Annotated in this window: 18 protein-coding genes; 10 read left to right on the plus strand and 8 right to left on the minus strand. The window is 58.3% G+C overall.

Translation table 11 applies throughout. The annotated features are described in order from the left end of the window. Positions 1–207: 207 nt before the first annotated feature. The 8 genes from ACOGXA_RS14195 (at position 208) to ACOGXA_RS14230 (ending at position 8750) form a co-directional block, all read left to right on the plus strand. Positions 208–1002, plus strand: a complete 795-nt coding sequence (locus ACOGXA_RS14195; RefSeq protein ID WP_419924515.1) for a hypothetical protein — start codon at positions 208–210, stop codon at positions 1000–1002. Beyond that, positions 999–3977, plus strand: coding sequence for a LysM peptidoglycan-binding domain-containing protein (locus ACOGXA_RS14200; RefSeq protein WP_419924516.1), 2979 nt, complete (start codon positions 999–1001; stop codon positions 3975–3977). The genes ACOGXA_RS14195 and ACOGXA_RS14200 overlap by 4 nt, the downstream gene beginning before the upstream one ends. A 138-nt stretch (positions 3978–4115) precedes the next feature. Continuing rightward, positions 4116–4712: an RNA polymerase sigma factor gene (locus tag ACOGXA_RS14205; RefSeq protein ID WP_419924517.1), complete on the plus strand. Its 597-nt coding sequence runs from the start codon at positions 4116–4118 to the stop codon at positions 4710–4712. Further along, complete coding sequence (locus ACOGXA_RS14210; protein ID WP_419924518.1) at positions 4709–5881, plus strand: anti-sigma factor family protein; 1173 nt, start codon at positions 4709–4711, stop codon at positions 5879–5881. Before ACOGXA_RS14205 ends, ACOGXA_RS14210 begins: the two co-directional genes overlap by 4 nt. A 131-nt stretch (positions 5882–6012) precedes the next feature. After that, positions 6013–6342, plus strand: coding sequence for a hypothetical protein (locus ACOGXA_RS14215; RefSeq protein ID WP_419924519.1), 330 nt, complete (start codon positions 6013–6015; stop codon positions 6340–6342). Beyond that, positions 6339–7310, plus strand: coding sequence for a thioredoxin-disulfide reductase (gene trxB / locus ACOGXA_RS14220; RefSeq protein ID WP_419924520.1), 972 nt, complete (start codon positions 6339–6341; stop codon positions 7308–7310). Before ACOGXA_RS14215 ends, trxB begins: the two co-directional genes overlap by 4 nt. A 64-nt stretch (positions 7311–7374) precedes the next feature. Next, positions 7375–7704, plus strand: coding sequence for a thioredoxin (gene trxA / locus ACOGXA_RS14225; protein WP_419924521.1), 330 nt, complete (start codon positions 7375–7377; stop codon positions 7702–7704). Positions 7705–7769: 65 nt separating this feature from the next. Further along, positions 7770–8750 carry a peptidoglycan-binding protein gene (locus ACOGXA_RS14230; protein ID WP_419924522.1) on the plus strand — a complete coding sequence of 327 codons (981 nt, stop codon included), beginning with the start codon at positions 7770–7772 and terminating at the stop codon, positions 8748–8750. On the opposite strand, the gene ACOGXA_RS14235 is transcribed toward ACOGXA_RS14230, so the two are convergent. The 8 genes from ACOGXA_RS14235 to rpmH all read right to left on the minus strand — a co-directional run bounded on the left by ACOGXA_RS14235 (position 8747) and on the right by rpmH (position 13979). Beyond that, positions 8747–9628, minus strand: a complete 882-nt coding sequence (locus ACOGXA_RS14235) for a ParB/RepB/Spo0J family partition protein (RefSeq protein WP_419924523.1) — start codon at positions 9626–9628, stop codon at positions 8747–8749. The two genes, ACOGXA_RS14230 and ACOGXA_RS14235, sit on opposite strands and share 4 nt — an antisense overlap. Next, the gene (locus ACOGXA_RS14240) at positions 9603–10409 is read right to left on the minus strand and encodes a ParA family protein (protein ID WP_419924524.1); all 807 of its coding nucleotides are present in this window, start codon (positions 10407–10409) and stop codon (positions 9603–9605) included. The genes ACOGXA_RS14235 and ACOGXA_RS14240 overlap by 26 nt, the downstream gene beginning before the upstream one ends. A gap of 72 nt (positions 10410–10481) precedes the next feature. After that, the gene (locus ACOGXA_RS14245; protein WP_419924525.1) at positions 10482–11081 is read right to left on the minus strand and encodes an RsmG family class I SAM-dependent methyltransferase; all 600 of its coding nucleotides are present in this window, start codon (positions 11079–11081) and stop codon (positions 10482–10484) included. Then, a complete protein-coding gene (jag, locus tag ACOGXA_RS14250; RefSeq protein ID WP_419924526.1) occupies positions 11057–11983 on the minus strand; it encodes an RNA-binding cell elongation regulator Jag/EloR in 927 nt (308 codons plus the stop codon). Before jag ends, ACOGXA_RS14245 begins: the two co-directional genes overlap by 25 nt. A gap of 2 nt (positions 11984–11985) precedes the next feature. Continuing rightward, positions 11986–13194: a membrane protein insertase YidC gene (gene yidC / locus ACOGXA_RS14255; RefSeq protein WP_419924527.1), complete on the minus strand. Its 1209-nt coding sequence runs from the start codon at positions 13192–13194 to the stop codon at positions 11986–11988. Further along, a complete protein-coding gene (yidD, locus tag ACOGXA_RS14260) occupies positions 13187–13459 on the minus strand; it encodes a membrane protein insertion efficiency factor YidD (protein WP_419924528.1) in 273 nt (90 codons plus the stop codon). The genes yidC and yidD overlap by 8 nt, the downstream gene beginning before the upstream one ends. Positions 13460–13491: 32 nt before the next feature. After that, positions 13492–13836, minus strand: a complete 345-nt coding sequence (locus ACOGXA_RS14265; RefSeq protein ID WP_419926989.1) for a ribonuclease P protein component — start codon at positions 13834–13836, stop codon at positions 13492–13494. Beyond that, complete coding sequence (rpmH, locus tag ACOGXA_RS14270) at positions 13833–13979, minus strand: 50S ribosomal protein L34 (RefSeq protein ID WP_419924529.1); 147 nt, start codon at positions 13977–13979, stop codon at positions 13833–13835. Before rpmH ends, ACOGXA_RS14265 begins: the two co-directional genes overlap by 4 nt. A 337-nt stretch (positions 13980–14316) precedes the next feature. On the opposite strand from rpmH, the gene dnaA reads away from it, so the two are divergent. Together dnaA and dnaN are read left to right on the plus strand one after the other, a co-directional pair. Continuing rightward, a complete protein-coding gene (gene dnaA / locus ACOGXA_RS14275) occupies positions 14317–15696 on the plus strand; it encodes a chromosomal replication initiator protein DnaA (RefSeq protein ID WP_419926990.1) in 1380 nt (459 codons plus the stop codon). Positions 15697–15936: 240 nt separating this feature from the next. Further along, entirely contained in the window at positions 15937–17031 is a 1095-nt protein-coding gene (dnaN, locus tag ACOGXA_RS14280; RefSeq protein WP_419924530.1) for a DNA polymerase III subunit beta, read from the plus strand.

Genomic DNA, 17031 nt, shown 5'->3' on the forward strand with positions numbered 1-17031 from the left:
ATATCTCCGAAATACACCTTGCTTCCATGGGTGAGCTGTGGCAGATTGAGGCCATCGGAGCGATTCGACGGCTCCCTCCCCGACTTTCCGGAAACAGCCCATGCGGACGTCAAGTGAAGACCGTCGATGGCCGATATCGCTGACCGACGACTCCCGAACAGCAAACAGCCAACTGCGTCGTGAGCCGATGGCGACGGGACCGCTTCGATGAGCATCATCGCAGTGGGCAGCGCGAAAGCCAGTCCCGGCGTCACCAGCTTGTCGGCTGGACTCGGGCTCTCGTGGGAGGAAACCACAGGGCGACGAGCCGTTCTGGTGGAGGGCGACGGAGACGGCGGGGTGTTGGCGGCACGTTTTGGGCTAGCCCAAACTCCTTCCCTGCTGGAGCTTGCCGGCACAGGTCGACAGGAGATGACGATCAGTCGGCTACAGGCCAACAGCCAACTGCTGGCCGGTCAATTGCCCACCCTCGTTGCTCCTGGATGCGGCGAGACCACCACCCGGGTACTCAGTCCGATAGCCAGCCGACTGGCCGACGGCTTGCACCGCTCCGACGAGATCGACGCCGTAGTCGACGTAGGCCGAGTGCGGTCTCATTCCCCTGCTGCTGAGATGATCAAACGCTGCGATCTTCTGGTGCTCGTCGCTCAGCCTCGGTTCGATCATCTTGTCCCGTTGGTCCATCAGGCCCGCCGCATGGTCGCCCAAGACATTCCAACCGCATTGGTTTGCGTGGGCGACCGGCCATATCCGCCAACAGAGATGGCCAAGGCGTCCCAACTCGATCTGTTGGGTGTGATGGCCCACGATCCGAGGGTGAATCAAGCATTGGGGGGCGGCCTGCCCTCCGACCGGCGCCATCGCCGTTTGCTCCTGTGGAGAACCCTGGCCGAACTTGTTCTTCGGATCCATAACCGCTTGCAGATCCCGGCAGCCAAACATGCGGACTCCAACGCCCCTGCCCATGCGTTGTGGGGTGCCAACACAGGAAATTGCCTATGAACCCGAACGAAGAGCATCGGACAGAACTCATCCGCGGTTTGACATCAGCAGCGTTGTTGGCCGGTTTGCTAATAGCAATTCCGACACTGCTGGTCCTCTGGGTGGGATGGCCCCTGCCCCGAGGGGTTCCCTTGAGCTCAGAAGCAACTACCGCCATTAGAACCGGAACAATTCCCTCATCTCTGGTCTTCAAATCCATTTCTCTTCTCATTTGGATTGTCTGGCTGCAAGTACTGACCGGGGTGATCGTAGAACTGTGGGCTCATTTTCATGGCCGAGTTGCTCCTCGAGTTGTGCTCATTCCTCAATTTGTACAGAGTTCATCGGCTCGGATGATCGGCACAGCCTTGTTGATTGCATTCTCAATCCAACACCCAGCAATAGCGGTAGCCGATAACCAGGATTTGCTCACTCCTACAGCCATCGAGATGGACATCGAACCACCACAGAGCCTGACCCCCAATAGCTTGGATTCCCTTTCTGCCTCAGATAACGGAGGAAATGGAAGTGACGCTGCTCCAAACGTTGGACCTACCGAAGAAGAGCCTCTGATCCACACAGTGAACCAGAGAGATAGTCTGCGCTCATTGGCGGAGCAATACTTGGGCGACCCGGACAAATGGACTGAAGCATATGTTCTAAATCACAGTCAAGCACAGGCTGTTGGAGGATCGCTTGCTGATCCAACTCGACTGCAACCTGGATGGGAACTCGTCATGCCTGCTGATGCGCGCTCTCCAGAACTAAATGATTTGAAGCATGTGGTGCCCTCTGCCAGTAACTCTCAAGCCGACAACTATTCAACTGAGTCCGACAACACCAAGATCACGGTGAAGACCGGAGATACCCTACGGCAGCTAGCCGCCTATCATCTCAATGACCCAGAAAAGTGGATTGACATTTACAATGCCAACCAGGAACTTATCCAAAATCCCAACGTGATCATGGCCGGATGGGAACTTCAACTACCTGTGGACAACCCCGAAGTCGACTTCCCTCTATTCACTCCGCAACTTCTCGAACAATTCACTGAAGCATCGGAAGCATCGATGGATCAAGCGATGCCTGTTGTGGCCTACGCCACAACAAAACCCGCGGTAGTGGCGAGTGTCGCCCTTCCCAGTGCAGATGGACAGTCCACACCCACCACTCGGACAATGTTCACGATAGGTGGGCTCGGCCTGTTCGCCAGCAGCCTAGGCTGGACATTGGCCCGACTTCGGCGAATGCATCGTCGTCATTTGCCAAACTGGCGTATGCCCGGGTCTCCCACCTGGGATGCCGTTCAGTTAGAACAGCAATTAGAGGCCACATCTGATACGGAAAGCGCCCTCTTTTTGGACGCGTCATTGCGAGTGATGTCTTCGCGAATGGCTGGTCACTCTCCACCCGAGGTGATCGGAGCGATCTTGGATGTAGACACCGTGTCAGTTCTGCTTGCCACGCCGACTGAGGCGCCTTCTGGCTTCAATGCCAGTGAAGACAACATGATCTGGAAGCTGCCTAAAAACGAAGTATTGGAACACCTTATGAAAGAAACGGAAGGTGTTCCAGCACCTCTTCCCACTCTGGTCGCCGTGGGGAAAAAGGCTGGAGGCGAATTTCTGTTGAATCTTGAACACATGACCGCCCTGGACCTTCAAGGCAATCCCGAAGCTGTCGAAAACTTGTGCGCGGCTATGGCCATCCAATTGGCCAATAGCCATTTAGCCGATGATCTAACCGTGTTGTGCGTGGGTTTTGGGCAAGATCTAAGGGTTTTCGAGCGGGTTGAGTATGTATCTGATGTGACCGCGGCAATCGAACGCATTGCGCTCCAGCAACGGCAGAACAGAGCGTTGCTGGGCAGTTGCCCCTCTGCGGCTGACACCAGGATCGGGAATAGAGGCGACCATTGGCATCCCACTGTAGTACTGGTTCCCGGCCAATTGACCAAGGAAGAAGCGTACCGGCTCCTGGAGGTGTGCGGATCGTCGATCTGCGTCGTTGCCCACGGTCTAAATGGTGCGACTTGGTTGGGACGATTCGATGAACATGGCTTGTTCGTGGAGCCACTCGGCATTCGGTTAGAGCCACACGGTATGTCCGGCGCAGCGGTCGCCGCGGTGTCCGAACTGGCGGCTGATGCCGTACAAACTCATGGGGTGGAGTTGGAAGTGCCGCTGGCACCGATTCCAACCGACCTCGAAATCACTCCCGGCTTCGAGCAGGAGCTGACCGAGGTGGAAGTCAGGGTATTGGGGTCTGTGGAGGTGCTGGGTGCCGCGCAGCCCTTCGCCTCGCGACGAGCGCTGGACTTGGTGGCCTACCTGGCGTTCCACCCCGAAGGGGCCGACCGGGATCAGCTGAGAGCCCATCTTTGGCCACCGGATGATCCACCCTCTGAGTCGACTCTGGCCAACACCATAAGCCGAGCTCGCAAAGCGCTGGGAGTCAACGAGGAGGGCAGACCGTACTTGCCCAGAGTAACCCCGAAGGGCACATACCGTTTGCTGCCTGAGGTGGGAACCGATGTCGCCCGATTCGAAGCTCTCGTTTCAGCCGCCCGCGTCGACGCCGGCAACCGAGGACGACAGCGGCTTCAAGCTGCCCTGGAGTTGGTTCGGGGCACCCCATTCACCGGTGGCACCGGCAATATGTACCGATGGGCCGACTTCGGGTTGCGAACCCAGATCGAATGCATGGTGGACACCGCGGCCCACGAGTCGGCCAAGCTCAGCCTGGAGGTCGGCGATTCCGAAGGGGCTCGAAGAGCGGTGATGACCAGCCTCCGGTTGGTGGGGGTCTGCGAGCAGTGCTACCGCTGGCGGCTGATGGCCGCGGCGGAGAACCCCACCGAGGTGCGTCAGATAATGGCTGAGCTAGTGGAACTGTTGAAGCGGGAGAGCGCCCAACACGAGGTTGACGACTTGATCAGCCCCGATTTGCTGGAACTCTACGACCAGTTGATGTCCTCGCGTTCCCTGTTCAACTAGCCGTCAGGGAGCACGCCGAGCAGGGCTGACGACATGCCATTCACGGTGCGGCACCGGGTTTTGCCTTGGGTATGGTGTCCGTCCCGGGCGATTGGACTCATCCGCCCTCAGGGATCCCGGTTCAACCAGTAGCGGGCAATGGGTAAGTACCCTCAGTGCATCAGAGGCGTAGCTGATGACACGGAGTTGGTGAAACAAGCCCAAGAGGGCGACCAGGCCGCGTTCGACGTTCTTCTGAAACGGCACTACAACCAGATTTACGCCACCTGCCGGCGGTTGGCCGGCAACGAGGCCGACGCCCTCGATGCCACCCAGGAAGCGCTCATCACTTTGGTGCGGCGCATCGACCGATTCGACGGACGATCGAAGTTCACCACTTGGATGCACCGGGTGGTGGTCAACGCCTGCCTAGACGAGCTGCGGCGGCGGCAGCGGCGACCGGTTCCCGCCTCGGTGGAGGAACAGCCCCTAGCGGCCGTTGACAAGCCGGTGGCCGATTCGGTGAGCGACCGGCTGGACATCGAGGCCGCTTTGGCCCAGCTTCCCGGAGTGTTCCGGGTGCCAGTGGTGCTGTGCGATCAGGCAGGACTGAGCTATGAGGAGATAGCCCAAGAGTTGGACATCGCTCCCGGGACAGTCCGGTCCCGTATCTCTCGGGGACGCCGGCGGCTAGCCGAACTGCTGAGCGGGAACCCAGGCGACCCCGGCCAACGTCACACTGGGGAGAGATCATGAGCGACGAGCGCGGCGAAATGACCCCACGGGACATGGACGAGTTGGCCTCCGCCTATTTGGACGGGCAGGTCACGGCGGAAGAGGCCGCCCTGGTGGAAGGTGATCCCCGTTTGCAGGCTCTGGTGGAGGAACTCCGAGCCGTCCCCGAACTATTGGCCACCCCGGTCGACCCGCCTTCCGACGAGATGCAGAACCAGATGATCGCCCGGGCACTAGAACACCGCGCTGCGGTGGTGTCGCTGGAGGCGGCCCGAGGGCGGCGGCGGTCGATTCCCGCCCGGGCAAGGGTAGTTCTGGCCGCGGCCGCAGTGGTGGCAGCCATCGCCATGGTGAGTGTGACCCTGTTCGACCAAGCCACCGACGACGATGCCGCCGAACAGTTCGCAGTCGACTCGGCGGCAGTGCCGGTGATGGCCGACGAATCGAATGAGACCGCTCCCGAGTCAGCACCCGCGGAAGCCGCCCCGGCAGACGACGAATCGAATGGGACCGCTCCCGAGTCAGCACCCGCAGAGACCGCCCCGGCAGACGACGAATCGAATGGGACCGCTCCCGAGTCAGCACCCGCAGAGACCGCCCCGGCATCCCAACCTGAGAGCGCTGATGAGATTGCTGATTTCGCGGAGGAATTGGCCGACTCATCCTCAAGTGGCGCGAGTGCGGAAGAAGAAGCGCCCGCGGAACTCATGAACCCAATGGAGGACCCTGATGAGGATGTCTCCGCGGCCGAGAACCCAGTAATGGCCGAAGAGAGCCCCGCCGAAGATGACCTAGCCGAAGAGAGCCCCATGGAGGCCCCGATTGAGGCGCCATATGACGTGGGGTCGACAATGGCCGACGACACAGAAGACTTCCCAACTTCGGTGGAAACCCTCTGGCAGTACGACACAGAGGCCGACCTTGTCAGCCATGTTCTAGTGCTGGCCCTAGAGCTGATCGACGCTCAGAGCGTCGGTGGAGCCGACGAAGCTGCCCCTATGAACCTTGTGGGCTGTCCCCCGCTCCTCGACGAAGAACTCGAACTCCTCATCGGATTCGACGCTCTTTTGCAGGGTGTAGAAGTCCAGGTGTCGGTATACCTCGGCAAAGACGAACTGCAAATCATCCAGACAAGCCCAGCCCCCGAATGCGAGCTGTTCAGCTCACTCTCATTCCCCAACCGGCTGTAACCCTCCTTGCCCCTGGAGTTGCGTGGGGTTCCAACCTACGCAGAGTCCTCTCATTCCCCAACCGGCTGTAACCCTCCTTGCCCCTCCCCCAACATCTGATCTCGACCGACTCGGCGGTAGGCTGAACCTCCATGGCTGATCCCGCTGAGCCGAAGGAAGAGGCAACAACCGCTTCAATGCTGGGACTGTCCGAGGACTGGCCCGAGCAGGCCGCCGACACCGTTCTCAACGCCGTGGACAAAGTCCGCGACGTGACGACCGGACCGGTGGTCAACCTCAGCCGTCTCTTGGCCTACATCGTTTTCGGGGTGTTCCCCCTGCTCACTGTGCTCGTACTGGGCATCATCGCCTCGGTACGCGGTCTGGAGGTAGCCACCGGGCGAGCTTGGGCAGCCCACGGCATTCTCGGACTGTTGTTCCTTTCACTGGGTGCCTTTGCCTGGTTGAGGCGCCCCTCATGACCGAGACAGCCATCCGCGACGTGATCATCATCGGCTCAGGGCCGGCTGGGCTTACCGCGGCCGTCTATACGGCCCGAGCCAACCTCACTCCTTTGGTCATCGAGGGTGAGCCGTCGTCCACCAGCGATCAGCCTGGCGGGCAGCTAATGCTCACCACCGATGTGGAGAACTACCCCGGCTTTCCCGACGGGATCATGGGCCCTGAGCTGATGATCAAGTTCAGAGAGCAAGCCCGGCGGTTTGGCGCAGAGATGGTCACTGAGAAGGTCAGCCGTGTAGACCTATCCGGCCCACCGCATGGAGTGTGGGTCGGCGATCCGAATGCGCCTGAACCCAACTACCAGGCGTGGGCGGTGATCGTGTCCACCGGGGCCCAATCGCTCATGCTGGGATTGGAAGCAGAGGATCGGCTTATCGGCCACGGCCTGTCAACCTGCGCAACTTGTGACGGGTTTTTTTTCCGAGATCAGCACATCGCGGTGGTGGGCGGGGGTGACTCAGCTATGGAAGAAGCCATCTTTTTGACTCGTTTTGCATCAAAAGTTACGGTAATACACCGTCGAGACGAACTGCGGGCGTCGAAAATCATGCAAGACCGGGCATTGGCCAACGACCGAATCGAATTCTTGTGGAACCACATTGTGACCGACATACAAGGCGAAGAGAGGCTGTCCGGCATCAATGTCCAGAGCACAATCACCGGCGAGACCTCTGCCTTGGATGTGACCGGGCTGTTCGTCGCCATTGGCCACCGGCCGAACACCGACCTGTTCGAGGGACAGCTCAAGCGCAAGGAGAATGGGTACCTCGTAACCGAGCCTGACACCAGCCGTACCGAAGTGGAGGGGGTGTTCGCCTGCGGCGACGTCCAGGACGACATTTATCGCCAAGCGGTTACCGCCGCGGGATCAGGCTGCATGGCGGCCATCGATGCCGAACGGTGGTTGGAGTCTGCTGGACACGGCTAAAGCGGAAAACCCCTGATAAGCTGACCGCTCCCCTGACTGCATCAGACCGAAGGGATCCCCAGCGATGGCTGAGAGCATCACCACCCTCACCAATGAGACCTTTGATGAGATAATCGGCAGCGCCGAGTTGCCGGTCGTCGTCGATTTCTGGGCTGAGTGGTGTGGCCCGTGCAAGATGATCGCCCCCATCCTTGATGAGATCGCCGTGGAGAAGGCCGGCGTATTCAGCGTGGCCAAACTCAATGTGGACGATGCCCAAGACGTGGCCCTGCGCTATCAGGTCATGAGCATCCCCACACTGATTGTGTTCAAAGACGGTGAGCCGGCCAAGCGGATTGTGGGCGCAAAGGGCAAACAGCAACTGCTCCAGGAAATCGGCGAAATAGCCTTTTGACCCAACCGGCCAGCGGCCCATCACCTGCGAAGGGCTGACCGCCACAGCCGCGAGGAGCGCCAGATTTGGCCGATGACCATCTGCCCACGCTGAAGCGGGGAGACGAGACCGATGACGTGGTCGGCCTGCAACAGAAACTGGCCACCGCAGGATTTGCCCTGGCCCTGGCGGCCAATGGCCACTTCGGGGCCTCCACGGCGGCCGCGGTCGCTGATTTCCAGGCCAGCCGAGGCCTCAGCGTCGACGGGATCTGTGGCCCTCATACCTGGGCCGCATTGCAAGAGGCAGCATGGTCGCTGGGCGATCGAAATCTGTACCTCAGCCAGCCCATGCTACGGGGCGATGATGTGGCAGAGTTGCAACTCCGACTAGGGGCCCTGGGGTTTGATGCCGGAAAAGTAGACGGCATCTTCGGACCCGACACGGCGGGAGCAATAGGGGAATTCCAGATGAACACCGGCCTGGTTGCTGATGCAGTTTGCGGGGCAGCTACCACCGCAGCCCTCAAGCGGATGGCGGCCAGAGTCACTCCAGCCACAGTGGCCGCAGTCCGAGAGCGAGCAAAGCTCCAGCGAACCCCTCGAAGGCTGACCGAGCGACACATCATGATTGCATCAATCACCACCATGGCCGCGGTGGCCGGAGAACTGGCTACCGGTCTGCGACGGTCGGGGGCTGCCGTCACCGAGGTCTGCGATGTACCAGAATCCGATCGGGTCGCCGAAGCCAACCGCTTAGACGTTGACGCCTACCTGGGCTTGATTCCCTCGGAATTCGAGGAGTGCCGAGTGGCCTACTTCGCCACCGAGGGATTCGTCTCTCCTGGGGGCCAGCGGCTAGCCAGCATCTTGAGTCAGCGGCTCCCCGCCGCGCTGGGCACCGACAACGTCGACGTGAAGGGCATGCGGTTGCCGGTGCTGCGCCACACTCGCATGACCGCAGTCCAATGCCTCATCGGACCAGCCGGTCTCGTGCAAGCGCGCCTCTCCCCCCTCGCTCGAACCATCGAAGGCTGTCTCGCCCTATGGGCCACAACTCCGGCTTAGCCCGCTTGGAGCATCACCCGATAGATGCGCTCCAAATCATCCAGGTCGGCAAACTGGATTACCAGTTTTCCCTGCCCCTTGCCAAGGGTTACCCCCACCTTGGTGTCGAGGTGATCACTCAACAAGCCCTCTAGTTCGAGCACCGCAGCTCCCCGGTCAGCGCTGGTCGGGCGATCCTTGCTCTGTTTGGCCTTCTTGCCGTTTGAAGAGCTGGCTCGGGCCGCATCTTCAACCATTCGCACGGTCAGCCCCCCAGATACCGCTTCATTGGCCAGCTTGATCAGCCGCTTCTCACTGACAACCCCCAGCAGCGCCCGAGCATGGCCAGCCGACAATGAACCGTCTACGACCATTGCCTTGACTTCGTCGGGAAGTTGCAGAAGGCGCACAGCGTTGGCCACCGCCGACCGGCTTCGACCCAACCGCTTCGCCACGGCTTCCTGAGTAAACCCGAATTCATCGATGAGCTGCTGACACGCAGCAGCTTCTTCGATTGCATTCAAGTCCTCTCGGTGCAAGTTCTCCAACAGTGCCTGCTCTAGCGCATCAGCATCCTTCGCAGTGCGGACAACCGCGGGAATCCGCTCAAGCCCGGCCTGCTTTGCCGCCCGACAGCGGCGCTCGCCAGCGATCAGCTCGTAGGTACCGTCTGAGCGAGGTCTGACCAGCACCGGTTGGAGAACACCAACCTCGCGGATGGACTCTGTGAGCGCATCCAAGGACGCATGATCGAACTTCTCGCGAGGCTGATACGGGTTTACCGCTATAGCGTCAAGGGGAAGATCCAGGTAGGCCGAAGCATGCACCTCTTCCGCTTGTGCTGTCGGATTCGAAATCAGAGCGCTGAGTCCTCTACCCAGCCCTGGCGAGCGCGCCACCGACGACCTCCTTTGCTAACTCGCGGTAGGCCAACGCGCCCCGCGAGCTGGGATAAGTGACTGTGACCGGAGCGCCGTGCGATGGAGCTTCCGCCAAACGAACCGTCCGGGGGATCATCTGGCGGCAGACCTTGTCGCCAAAATAGCTGCGGATCTCAGAGGCGACTTGGGCAGAGAGCTTGGTGCGACCGTCGTACATCACCAGCACAATGAGAGAGATATCCAGCTCACTGTTGAGACTGCTGCGCACCAGGTCAATGTTTCGCATCAGCTGTCCCAAACCTTCGAGGGCGTAGTACTCGCATTGGATAGGCACCATGACTTCTCGGGCTGCGGCCAGAGCGTTGACGGTGAGCAAGCCAAGCGAAGGCGGGCAGTCCACAAAAATGAAATCAAAGTCCTGGACCACAGACGCAAGGGCAGAATCGAGTCTTCGCTCCCGGCTGAAGGCCGGCACCAACTCGATTTCTGCTCCGGCAAGGTCAAGCGTGGATGGCGCCAGCCAGAGGTTCTCCACCTGGGTAGCGACAACGCTGTCCGACATGCTCCCGCTCTGAAGAAGAACGTCGTAGGTAGAAACGCCACCAGCAAAGGGATCTATCCCCAACCCGGTAGTGGCATTGGCTTGAGGATCCAAGTCGACAACGAGCACCCGTTGGCCCAATTCGGCAAGAGCGGCAGAAAGGTTCACCGTGGTTGTGGTCTTGCCGACACCGCCCTTCTGATTGGCAATCGCAACAACGCGACAAGGGCTAGATTGTTCCGCTCTAGAGACCGACACCGCTACGATTCTCCCTCACCCTCAACCAGCGGTCAAGGATATCGGCGGATGTTTCACATGAAACATCCGCGTTCAAACCGGCAGAGGGCAGGGAGCTACCTGTTTGGCACAGTGGAATCTTGGTGCCGTGCGGATGAGGCGATCAGGACCCAAGCCCAATGCAGCGAGGAATTCAGGCGGCCAAGGAGCGGCATCGGGAGCGGCACTGACCACAAGTTGGCCACCGAGGCGAAGCAGCGGGGCAGCGACCTCCACCACCAACGACGATGATCCGAAGCTGCGGGATGTCACAAGGTCGGCCTTGCCGCGGTGCTCAACTTGTATTCCCAAGTTCAGGGCGGTGTCGTGGCGCACGACAATCCGGTCTGACCATCCGATGCCGGCGCAATGCTGTTCCAAGAAAGCCGCCCGACGCAGGGAGGACTCCACCAGGGTCCACCGAGACCGCGGCCAGGCTGCGGCCAGAACGAGAGCTGGCAAACCACCTCCACTCCCCAAGTCCACCGCTACAGTGGGGGTACCGACAACGGCCGCGGCAAAAGCCAACGAGTGGTCGATGTGAGCATCTATTGCCTGACGTCCGATCCAACCTCGCTTCTGGGCATGGCCGAATATCTCGGCCAACCTCGAGCGGACGTCAGCAGAAATCAACTTGGGACGATCACGACCCATCGACGGGGCTCTTGGCCTTCTGAGACAGTGTTGACACCATCAATCTCGGCCACGACATCATGAACCACCTTGCGATCAGCGGCATTCATCGGCTCGAGCGGGCGATCAACGCCGGTATCCCGGACGTCCAAAGCGATCTTCTCACAGAACGATTCAAGAGCTGCCCGGCGGCGCTCGCGGTATCCGCCGATGTCAACTCGGATGCGACCCTCGCAATTCCCATCCGACTTGCGCTGCACCAGCATCCGGGACAAATCCTCTACGGCCCGCAATGTGTTGCCCTTGGGTCCGATGAGCAGGCCCACCCCTTCGGCGTTCTCCACCCTCATCTCCATCGTGTCGTCGGCGACGCTCTCGGCGTACACCTCAGCATCCAAATCGAAGGCATCCAACAGCCCGTCCAGAAACTCAACGACTAGGGTGCTCTGCTCTTGCAAGCTCATTGGGTCTTCCATGGTTTTGCTCTTCCTTGCTCGATCCCCCGCAGGGGCATTTGATGGACGATTCTTGCCAGCTCCCCTGCTGGTCTTACTGGCGTTCTGAGATTTCTGTTTCGGCTGCTCGCTCGAAGACCGCGCCCCACTTGAAGCTCCTGAACTTCGATCCTGGCCTTGGCCGCCTCGGCCACCCCGATTTCTGCCTTCTTTCACGTTACCCCGTTCAGGCTTGCGATTCCGATTCCGACCCTTGCTGGTGGAAGGCCGGCGGTTCCGCTTCTCACGGGGCAACACCGGCCGTACTCGAGCTCTGATTCGAGCCTCTGTTCGTCGAAGACCCAGCAGAGCGGTCTTGGGCTCATCCACAACGGAGAACTCTGCCTCGCTGCGGTCTACTCCCAACCGGTCCAGAGCTGCTTCCTCAGCTTGGGCAATGGTTTTGCCGGTGACTTCGAGCCACTCCATGGCTACCTTCTCCTCTTCTTGCGCTGGCGCCGACGATCAGTGGGGTGTGACTGATGGCCCTTTTGAGTGGTCCGGCTCGTCTGGCGTTGCTCCGGCGTTGGTTTTGATGACTTGCTGCTTCTCTCCTTGGCCCTCAACGGCTTCGAGTCTCCCACTCGCGCCTCCTGGGCTTCAGACGTGGAAGCCGACCGAGTCGGCCTCTTCGGCTCAGAGGCGCTCACCTGCGTGCGGCGGCTATCTGTCCGCCGTTTCGGTGGCGTTCTGGATGTGGGCCGCCGGCTACCGTGGTCCTGTACCGGAGTGTTCGGCCTGATCAGCGGCGACGGGTCAGGCTTAGCGGGTGCCGGAATTTCTTCTTCCTCGTCTTTCCTGCTGTCGATTTGAGCCTGACGCTCCTTGTGGGGGTTGTAGATGCGGCGAGTGATCACCGCTTGCTGCCCTACACGCACGATGTTGGAGCTCACAAAGTACAGATTCAGACCAGCGGGAAAGCCGACCGATATGATCGGCAAGAACCAGGGCATCAGCTTCATGATCATCTGCTGTTGAGGGTTCACGGGAGCATCAGGATCACGGCGACCCGCGATCTGGCGCTGCTGGATATAGCTGCTCACACCGATCAACACGATCAACAGCAGGAACGGCAGGGCGGTGGAAAAGGAGTCCCGAAAAGCGTCGGTGAGGCTGGCCGACAGGTCCGTGCCCAGGAAATTCATTTCCGTGGAGCCTTCGAGGGCGACCCGCAGTTCGGAACCTGACGCCAAATACTCCGGGTTGAATGTCCGGTCGGGAAAATCGGGGTTGGGTACCGCCGCAGTGTCCCCGAACGGCAGACGCCAACCTACATGGTTGCCCAGATCGCTGACCCGCCGTGTGAGCCCGCGAATCAGACGGAAAAGCACGAAGAACACTGGGAGCTGGGCCAACATGGGCAGACAACTGCCCAGAGGATTCACATTGTTGGCCTGATATAGCCGCATCATCTCTTCGTTCATCCGCTGGCGGTCGCCCTGGTACTGCGACTGAAGCTTCTTGACCTCAGGCTGAAGGGCCGTCATCCGAAGCATGGAGCGGGTGGTATAGAACGTGAGCGGCGTTAGAACCAGCATCACCGTGAGGGTGAACAGCATGATGGCGATGCCGTAACTGCTTCCCAGCGTGTAATAGACCGCTAGCAACCAAGCTAGGCCGTCGAACAAGGCGTCAAACATCAGCCGCCACCTCGGTTGCGGTGGGGTCAGGGGAGAGGCGGCCGCTGGCATCGGGCACCGGGTCCCAGCCGGTCGGCGCCCCGGGGCGACATCTGATCAGGCGACGCAAGCCCAGCCATGCACCCTTGGCCGCGCCATGCACCTCCACCGCCTCGACTGCATAGTAAGAGCAGCTCGGCACATACCGGCAAGGGCTCGGGCGATGGTCGGTGGCGCGCTGGTACACCGTAATCAGGCCTTTCACCGCACGAGCACCCAAGCCCATGCTCCAGTTCCTCTCCTCGTGATCGCCCGGTCTCACAAGACAACCCGGTCCAATTTGGCCAGACACACCGCCAACGAATCCCGCAGGTCAACGTAGGCATAGCTCTTGGCACCGCGCTGAGTGCCAATTAGGTATAGGCCATTTGGCAGACCATCGGGAGCATTTCGATCCAGGTCTCTCACAATCTCTCGCAAGCGACGGCGGGTCGTGTTTCGCATTACCGCGGTTCCCATCCGCCGAGGCAACGCATAAGCCACTTGGGCCGCGCCGAGGGAAGGCTCGGGCACGAATCGGACCCAGAGCTGTCCCTGGCTGGCACGAACACCTTCGGCACCCAACCGAGCGAACGCATCGCGTCCCCTGAGCCGGTCAATCAGGCCGACAGCCTTTTGCGGCCGCGGCGGCGACGAGCACTGATAATCGCCCGCCCGCTCTTCGTCATCATTCGATGCCGAAAGCCGTGACGCCGGGCCCGGCGCTGCACATTCGGCTGATACGTGCGCTTCACTAGTTCCTCCAAGGCCGGGGTGACATCGTCATCGAGACCGCCCTACCAGCGCCTCCCGTCTCCCGGCGTTCGCCCTACGCTACGGCCTCTCTGAGCATGACGACAACCAATGAGCCCCCGATGTCAACATCAGCCACCTGAACGACAATCACAACATTACCAACGCAAGCCCCTGACCTGCCGAAACTTTGCCTAACGCCCGTGCACATGCTCAGCCTGGGTGCTACAGTCCTGTGCTCCAGTCGAGAAGGTGCCAACTTGGTTGGGAACAACAAAGCAAGTCGTAAGTTATCCACAATTTGTACACATTTGTGGATATTACTTTTCAATCTTTTGGAGTTGCCATCAAATGGTGTCAGCAACACTTCTCTGGACTTCCTGCGCCAACAGTATTCGCACTCAAGTCCCCGACGCGGTGTGGCAATCAACTTTCAATCCAGCAAAGCCAACATCCCTTGTCGAAGATGTACTCGAACTCACCGTTCCGAATACTATAATCAAAGATCGGCTAGAAGGTGAGTACTTTGAAGTATTGCGCAAAGCATTAGCTAATTCTAACGCAACCCACATAACGCTAAAGATTAGCACCGACCAAGGTCCAAATAGTCAAGCGAGTCCCGATATAACGTTGTCACCTCCGAGTTCTATTCCCGAGGTCGCTAGTCCTCTCGTTGAGAACAAAACAAACAATACACTCCATCCGAATTATGTATTTGATAAGTTTGTAACCGGACCGTCTAATAGATTTGCCCTTGCTGCTGCTTTGTCCGTCGCTGAGACTCCAGGCAAATCGTACAATCCATTATTCATTCACGGACATGCTGGCCTAGGCAAAACTCATCTTCTTCAAGCCATTGGGCACTACGTTAAAGATCACTATGCCAATGACTCGCGTCATCCCATTGAAAAGGTTCTCTATGTCTCCACAGAAACCTTCCTCAATCAATTCGTTGATGCTATTCGAACAAATACTCGTAGTTATTTTAAACGTAACTATCGCGAAGTTGATGTACTTCTCGTGGACGATATTCAGTTCCTGGAAGGCAAAGAAGGTTTGCAGGAAGAGTTCTTCCATACTTTCAACTCACTTCATGAAGTAAACAAGCAAATAGTCCTTACGAGTGATCGACCTCCTGATGCAATAGCAACACTCGAAGATCGGATGACCAGCCGATTCAAAATGGGTCTCCTAACTGATATCCAGCCACCCGACTTGGAAACTAGGCTAGCTATTCTGAGGAAAAAAGCAGAGCAGTCCAATTTCACTATTGACGACGATGTTCTGACATTTATTGCTAGTAATATCAAAGACAATATTCGAGAATTGGAGGGAGCACTCACCAGGGTAACTGCCTACGCTAGTTTTAATGACAAACCCCTCAGTCTCGACCTTGCGCAGTTTATTTTGCGAGATATAACTGCACGTCGGGAACCCCAGCTTGTGACCTCTGATATCATCTTGCAAGCTACCTCAGAACTCTTTGGCTTTGCCATTGAAGATATTGTCGGCCCTCGGCGTCAACGACCGCTCGTCAAGGCTCGTCAAGTATCCATGTATGTCTTTCGAGAATTGACTGATCTAAGCTACCCCGACATAGCTCGCGTCTTTGGTGGGAGAGATCATACAACCGCCATCCACGCCATCCAGAAAATTACCACGCAAATGGCAGAACAACCGGAGACATTCAACCAGGTTACCGGCTTGATCCAAAGAATCAAAAATGCCTAGGCCACAGTGCTGGGGATTTATGCGGCGTCAAGTTGGGGAAAATCCTATGATCCCTGGGGACTGCGCTAACACAATCCACAGAGTCTCTCTGTCGCCCCTACAACGTTCCCCTGTCTGGGGAAAGCCACTCGTAAGGCAAAGGCCGATTGACCTGGGGAAACGTACTTTTTCCACATTTCCACCGACCTACTGCTGCTAGCAGCATAAATATATAAATAGACATAGAAAGCGAGCAAACCTGTGAAATTTCGATGCGAGCGGGATGCCCTCCTTGAAGCATTGACAACCACTGGCCGGGCCGCTGGCACCAGGGGAGGGTATCAACTTGTGCTATCCGGCGTGCATATGGCGCTGTCTGGTGACGACTTAACCCTGACGGCAACCGATCGGGAACTGACCATTACCGTGCATCTGAAGGTTGCGGGAGCGATGGACGGGGAGACCGTTGTAACCGCTCGGTTGATTAGTGATGTTGTACGGTCACTTGATGCTGGTGCGGTCAACGTGGAAGTGAATGATGGGGGAATTGACGTTGAGTCGGCTCGTTCTTCATTTTCACTGCAAACCATGAGTGCTGAAGATTTTCCGAAGATGACTGCTCTTGAAGATGAGCCGGTTGTGTTGGAGGCGGGGAACCTAACAGCGGCATTGCGTCAGGTTGTCAAAGCCGCTTCGACTGATGAGTCTCGACCGGTGTTGACTGGTGTCCTCTTATCAGCAGAACAGGGAGGGCTTCGCATGGTGACGACAGATTCTTACCGCCTGGCTCTATGTGACCTTCCTGAATTGGAATTGCTGGGTTCGGAGCCAAGCGTGTTGGTTCCATCACGATCTATTCAAGAAGTTCTTCGATTGCTTGAAGATTCGGATAACATCACCTTGAGATTCAGCGATCGTGAAGCGTCGTTTGGTATCGGTTCTATAACGGTGGCCACTCGGCTCATAGAGGGAGAGTTTCCTAGCTATCAAGGCCTAATTCCAACGCATCAGCCAAATCGACTGACAATGAACCGTGAGAGTCTTATCAGTGCGGTACGACGAGTGCGGCTGATGGCTCAAGATTCAACTCCAATACGTTTGGACATGTCATCTGCTGGGTTAGACTTGTCGGCCACAACACAAGATGTTGGAGCAGCCCGAGAACAGATGGACGCGGTGTATGAAGGCGAAGACCTTACAGTGGCATTCAATCCTGAGTATTTGCTGGATGGAGCGGAAGCTGCGACTGGCGAAGAAGTTGTATTGAATACGGTGGATGCTCTCAAGCCAGCAGTTCTACGTATACCAGAATCTGAGGATTTCTTATACCTGTTGATGCCAGTACGAATCAACTGA

Source organism: Candidatus Poriferisocius sp., from assembly GCF_965208475.1.
In the GTDB taxonomy this organism is placed as follows: Bacteria; Actinomycetota; Acidimicrobiia; order Acidimicrobiales; family Bin134; genus Poriferisocius.

Bases quoted from the DNA above. Each gene is read 5' to 3' on its own strand.
- ACOGXA_RS14195 (WP_419924515.1), top strand. From the start codon at position 208: ATGAGCATCATCGCAGTGGGCAGCGCGAAAGCCAGTCCCGGCGTCACC.
- ACOGXA_RS14200 (WP_419924516.1), top strand. From the start codon at position 999: ATGAACCCGAACGAAGAGCATCGGACAGAACTCATCCGCGGTTTGACA.
- ACOGXA_RS14205 (WP_419924517.1), top strand. From the start codon at position 4,116: ATGGGTAAGTACCCTCAGTGCATCAGAGGCGTAGCTGATGACACGGAG.
- ACOGXA_RS14210 (WP_419924518.1), top strand. From the start codon at position 4,709: ATGAGCGACGAGCGCGGCGAAATGACCCCACGGGACATGGACGAGTTG.
- ACOGXA_RS14215 (WP_419924519.1), top strand. From the start codon at position 6,013: ATGGCTGATCCCGCTGAGCCGAAGGAAGAGGCAACAACCGCTTCAATG.
- trxB (WP_419924520.1), top strand. From the start codon at position 6,339: ATGACCGAGACAGCCATCCGCGACGTGATCATCATCGGCTCAGGGCCG.
- trxA (WP_419924521.1), top strand. From the start codon at position 7,375: ATGGCTGAGAGCATCACCACCCTCACCAATGAGACCTTTGATGAGATA.
- ACOGXA_RS14245 (WP_419924525.1), bottom strand. From the start codon at position 11,081: ATGGGTCGTGATCGTCCCAAGTTGATTTCTGCTGACGTCCGCTCGAGG.
- jag (WP_419924526.1), bottom strand. From the start codon at position 11,983: ATGGAGTGGCTCGAAGTCACCGGCAAAACCATTGCCCAAGCTGAGGAA.
- yidC (WP_419924527.1), bottom strand. From the start codon at position 13,194: ATGTTTGACGCCTTGTTCGACGGCCTAGCTTGGTTGCTAGCGGTCTAT.
- yidD (WP_419924528.1), bottom strand. From the start codon at position 13,459: ATGGGCTTGGGTGCTCGTGCGGTGAAAGGCCTGATTACGGTGTACCAG.
- dnaA (WP_419926990.1), top strand. From the start codon at position 14,317: ATGGTGTCAGCAACACTTCTCTGGACTTCCTGCGCCAACAGTATTCGC.